Source organism: Candidatus Cloacimonadota bacterium (assembly GCA_011372345.1).
In the GTDB taxonomy this organism is placed as follows: domain Bacteria; phylum Cloacimonadota; class Cloacimonadia; order Cloacimonadales; family TCS61; genus DRTC01.
Genome location: DRTC01000363.1, coordinates 1 through 4645, shown reverse-complemented (window position 1 = coordinate 4645; position 4645 = coordinate 1). Strand labels below are relative to the sequence as shown.

The window sequence follows — 4645 nt, the reverse complement described above, 5'->3', positions numbered from 1 at the left end:
TCTTGCTTCGATATTCAGCGGTTCCAATTCATCTATGAATAACTGCTGTTGTTCTGATAACTGTTCTTCCAAATCGGTTTTTTCAGTCAAGTAAGTCAGTCTGTGAGTAAATTTGGGTTGTGAATTCCTTTTCGAGACAAAGTACGCTTTAAGTATTTTTTCAACGGCTTGATGACACATAAAACCGACATATAAATACCTTTTTGATTTCAACATCGCTTTTGCAGTTTTAAAATCGTAATCTGATAATTCTACCCAATAACTTACTTTTTTATCCATACAATAAACTCTTTTTATTAAGTTCTATTTAACAATCTCCAAAGGGAATCTCTTTTCCCTGTTCTTCATAAGCTAATATCATTTCATCAAGTGCATCCCGTAACATTTCGCGACAATCTTCGATATCTTTGCCTTCTGTTATTACTTCTGGAAATTCTACTAATTGCCCCATATAACCGGAATCGATTTTCCTGTATTTTGCTGTGTAAGTATGGAACATTTGACCTCCTTAAGTATCATAATCAATCCGTCAGTAGCCGGACACTGTCCTGATTGTGTAATGTAACTCATTGCTCTGCTTTTAGAATCGATCCATAAAACAAGATGCCGATCTTGTTATCTCCGATCAATTTGGCAAATTAAATTACTTACTCAAACAAGATTGTTTGAGTTACTCATCATCTTCCAGCGTCGAAGTATCTCCAATTTCTTCTCCCCATTCTTTGGCATGCAGTAATCTTCTCATGATTTTACCGCTTCTTGTTTTGGGAAGTGAATTCACATATTCGATTTCCTGCGGCATTGCCAGGGGAGATAATTTCTTTCGGATAAAATTCATGATCTTCAATTCCAAGTCCGGTCCGGCTTCATATCCGGGATTCAAATGTACAAACGCTTTCACGACTTCCATATTCACATCATCCGGTTTGGCGACAACCGCAGATTCGGCAACTGCTTCATGCTCCAACAAAGCAGATTCAACTTCAAATGGACTAACAAGATGTCCGCCAGTATTGATCACATCGTCATCTCTGCCCACGAACCAGAAATATCCGTCTTTGTCGATTGTTGAACGATCTCCCGGCAAATACCAGCCATTCTTGAATTTCGATTTGTAAGTTTCTTCGTTATTCCAGTAAGTTCTCATCATGGCAGGCCATCCCGGTTTGAAAGCGATTAATCCAATTTTGCCTGTTTCTGTGATCGGTTCATAAGTTTTAGGATCAACAACAGTTGCTGTGATTCCCGGAAATGGTTTACCCATCGAACCCGGTTTTATCTTCATATTTGGAAAATTCGTCAGCATCATCGAACCGGTTTCAGTTTGCCAGTAAGTATCGAGGAATTGATGTCCGAAAACTTTTCCCGACCAGATCACAGCTTCGGCATTCAAAGGTTCTCCCACACTTGCCAGATGTCGTAATGAAGATAGATCATATTCCTTGATAATATCATCTCCGGCTTTCATTAAAGAACGAATGGCTGTCGGAGCGGAATACCACATCGTAATTTTATGCTTCTGGATAAATTCATACCAGTTTTGAGCGGAAAATCCGGTATCGAGAACACATTGCGTAATTCCTAAACTCCAAGGTCCGATAATTCCGTAAGAAGTTCCAGTTACCCAACCCGGATCTGCTGTACACCAGTAAATATCATTTTCCTGTAGATCGAGAACCCATTTTGCAGTTAGATACTGCGAGATCAGGGAATAATGAACATGCATTACACCTTTTGGTTGTCCGGTCGTTCCTGATGTATAATGAAGAACCGATGGAGATTCTGCTTTTGTCGGAAAGATCTCAAAATCTTTCGATTCTTTGTAAGATTCCATATCAAAGGTTAATTCTCTTTCCTTCAAAGGTTTTTTCCCATCATGATCGACAATGATGATATGTTTTAAATACGGACTTTTTTCGATCAGTTTCCGCACTTTCCCGACATGTTTTCTTTGGGTGATGATCGCTGTTGTTTCAGCATTATCAAGACGAACATGTAAAGATTCATCTCCAAAAGCGGAAAACAAAGGTTGAGCGATCGCTCCAATTTTCAGAACACCCAGAAATCCGATGTAAAGTTCCGGAATTTTATCCATAAAAAGACAAACTCTGTCTTCATTTTTGATGCCGAGACTTCTTAAAAAAGCTCCCATTTTGTTACTATTAATTCTGACATCATTAAAAGTGTATTTCTTCTCTTTCCCGCCAAGACCTTCCCAGATGAGAGCGAGTTTATCTGCTTTTCCCATCTCACAAATTCGATCCGAACAATACCAACCGATATTGATCACATCTCCGTCTTGATAATCGAGTTCCTTTTCGGAAATCGACCAGTTGAAATTTTTTAGTCTTTCTTCGTATGAGCCGATGTTTGACATTTTTATATTCTCCTTTTATATTGTATTTCTTCAAGAAATTCTTGCGGATTATAGATTTTTATTCTTGAGTTTTTGAAATCTTTATCATTTCTGGTAATGATAATATCAATATCATTTAAGAGAGCAGAACTTTCCTGGATTGCATCTTCGAAATCATCGATTGTTGAGTCAAAAGCGTTTAAAATCACTGCTTTATCTACTGTTGCTATCTCTAATAAAAGGACAAAATCTTTAATAAAATCATAAGCATAAGTTTTTGATTTTGTTTTTGAGATAATATAATATAGATCAGAAATTGTCGATGAACTCACATAACCTTTAAAATTATTTTCATTGTCTTCAAGGAAAGCAAAAAACTGTTTTGCTACTGTATTAAAAGGTTTTCTTCTCAAAGCTAAATCTAAAATGATATTTGTGTCGATCAATATATTCATAGTTTATATTTTTCCTTTAGAAATTCAAATTTCATTTTATCAGGATCTGCTCCCTCAATTATCCCTTCCCATTTTTTAATAAACTTTCTAAAAGTCATTTTTTCATTTTTTTTCACATCTGTTCTATCGCGAAGATAAACATCAACATAATGATTAACCAGATTTTTTATTTCAGGAATTCTAATAACCCCATCTTCATGGACTTTTGTTCTAAAAACTTGTGTGTGCATTATTCCTCCTTTTTTTACTTCTCGATCACCACCACCGCGGTCGCATACTCCTTCAAATGAGAAATCGAGACAAAAATATTTTTTAATCCTTTTTTTTCAAAATACTCTTTTGTTCCTCCATAAAGATTAATTTCCGGTTTTCCCAGTTTATCATTAACAATCTCGATCTCATTGAATTTTATACCGTGACTTATTCCTGTTCCAAGTGCTTTGGAAAAAGCTTCTTTTGCTGAAAATCTACCTGCATATTCCTGCTCATTCCTTTTAAATTTTTCGCAATATTTTATTTCTGTTTCAGTATAAATTTTTTTCAGATATTTATCTTTTTTAGAAATGAGTTTTTTAACTCGCTCCACTTCAATAATATCGATCCCGATTCCAAAGATCATTTATTTACCGCAAAGACACGAATTTTTCTATTAATCATTTATTAACCGCAAAGACGCGAAGGCGCAAAGAATTAATTCCTTCATTCTTTAATTTATTAATTATTTAATTTATTTATTAATTATTTAATTTATTTGAGAGCACTTTCAACATATCTTCCGTCATTTTCGGAAGATCATATTCGTGTTTCCAACCCCATTCTTGAAAAGCAACAGAATCATCCATTTTATTGGGCCAACTTTCAGCAATTGCTTGACGAACAGGATCTATATTATAATCCATTGTAAAATCAGGAATGTGTTTTTTAATTTCAGCAGCGATCATTTCCGGTTCGAAACTCATTGCTGCCACATTGAAACAATTCCTGTGCTTCAGTTTAGAAGGATCTGCTTCCATCAACTCAACTGCGGCTCTGATGCAATCCGGCATATACATCATATCGAGGAAAGTTCCGGCTTTCAAATTGCAGGTAAATTTCTTCTCCTGAATTGCTTTATAATAAATATCGACTGCATAATCAGTTGTTCCTCCCCCTGGAAGTGTGACATTGGAAATAATTCCCGGATAACGAACTCCGCGTGTATCGATCCCATATTTATAAAAATAATAATCACAGAGAAGTTCACCGGCAACTTTGGTTACACCGTAAATCGAATTTGGTCGCATGATCGTATCCTGAGGAGTGTTGTCATGAGGAGTTGAAAGTCCAAAGGCTCCGATAGAACTGGGAGTAAAAACTGCAAATTTCAACTCTCGAGCAATTTCCAAAATATTAAGAAGACCTCCAACATTGATCTTCCAGGCAACTTGCGGTTGTGCTTCACCTACTGCTGAAAGGAGAGCAACTAAATTAAAAACAGTATCGATCTCATATTTCACGATCACTTGAACAAGTTTATGAGATTCAAGGCAATCGATAACTTCATACGGACCCGCACATCTGAATTCCTCACTGATATCAGTTCGAATATCGGAAGCAACAACATGAGAATCTCCATAAATTTTCCTCAATGCAGGAACAAGTTCCGATCCGATTTGACCGGCAGCACCCATTACTAAAATGTTTTTCAATTTTTCCTCTTCATTAAATATTTTTTGCCAGAAACTTTAAAAACGGCTTTTTTTGTCAACCATAAAAATCAATATACAACATTACAAAAACCTTTATAGAAAATCCGATATTTTGCATCAAAAAAAAATAATGATTTGACAATCAT

The 4645-nt window shown here is 35.8% G+C and carries 7 protein-coding genes; all 7 read right to left on the bottom strand.

From position 1 onward, the window contains the following. Positions 1–279 (bottom strand): HEPN domain-containing protein (locus tag ENL20_07090; protein HHE38322.1); only part of this gene is annotated, 279 nt, incomplete at its 3' end. A gap of 28 nt (positions 280–307) precedes the next feature. Then, on the bottom strand, positions 308–499 hold the full coding sequence (locus ENL20_07085; protein HHE38321.1) for a type II toxin-antitoxin system HicB family antitoxin: 192 nt from the start codon (positions 497–499) through the stop codon (positions 308–310). Positions 500–670: 171 nt separating this feature from the next. Continuing rightward, complete coding sequence (acsA, locus tag ENL20_07080) at positions 671–2377, bottom strand: acetate--CoA ligase (protein ID HHE38320.1); 1707 nt, start codon at positions 2375–2377, stop codon at positions 671–673. A 2-nt stretch (positions 2378–2379) separates the two neighbouring features. Continuing rightward, positions 2380–2811, bottom strand: coding sequence for a PIN domain-containing protein (locus ENL20_07075; protein ID HHE38319.1), 432 nt, complete (start codon positions 2809–2811; stop codon positions 2380–2382). After that, complete coding sequence (locus tag ENL20_07070; protein ID HHE38318.1) at positions 2808–3041, bottom strand: hypothetical protein; 234 nt, start codon at positions 3039–3041, stop codon at positions 2808–2810. The genes ENL20_07075 and ENL20_07070 overlap by 4 nt, the downstream gene beginning before the upstream one ends. Positions 3042–3055: 14 nt before the next feature. Further along, positions 3056–3430, bottom strand: a complete 375-nt coding sequence (locus ENL20_07065) for a holo-ACP synthase (protein HHE38317.1) — start codon at positions 3428–3430, stop codon at positions 3056–3058. A gap of 115 nt (positions 3431–3545) precedes the next feature. After that, entirely contained in the window at positions 3546–4499 is a 954-nt protein-coding gene (locus ENL20_07060; protein ID HHE38316.1) for an NAD-dependent epimerase/dehydratase family protein, read from the bottom strand. Positions 4500–4645: the final 146 nt, after the last annotated feature.